Raw genomic sequence first — 342 nt, forward strand, 5'->3', positions numbered from 1 at the left:
ACTATTTACTCTAAACTGCAATACGGAGGCACGACCTAATAATTGTACGGACTGCCATTTTGCTATATTACTTAATTCCTTAATTAAATCTCCGACTTCTACATTACTTGTAATCATTTGTTGGTAAAATGTTGGATTATTATGATGTACTACAATAAGAATACTACAAGTCCAAATTATATATACTATTGCAGGAATTAAGCTTCCAAATAAAAACGCCGTCTTTAGCATTTTAGCATCTTTGTTACAATAATTAGTTGTAATAGTTGAGATTTAATCTTACATTTAGTAAAATTAAGATAATANNNAATGGAGGATTAGAGATGAATCTAAATCAAAAAA

The 342-nt window shown here is 28.0% G+C and carries 1 protein-coding gene; it reads right to left on the reverse strand.

The features are described from left to right. Window positions 1-273 (reverse strand): aromatic amino acid transport family protein (locus tag KYQ89_RS07590; protein WP_371920385.1); only part of this gene is annotated, 273 nt, incomplete at its 3' end. Window positions 274-342 lie beyond the last annotated feature (69 nt).

It is taken from the genome of Rickettsia sp. TH2014, from assembly GCF_019249195.1.
Taxonomy (GTDB): Bacteria; Pseudomonadota; Alphaproteobacteria; order Rickettsiales; family Rickettsiaceae; genus Rickettsia; species Rickettsia felis.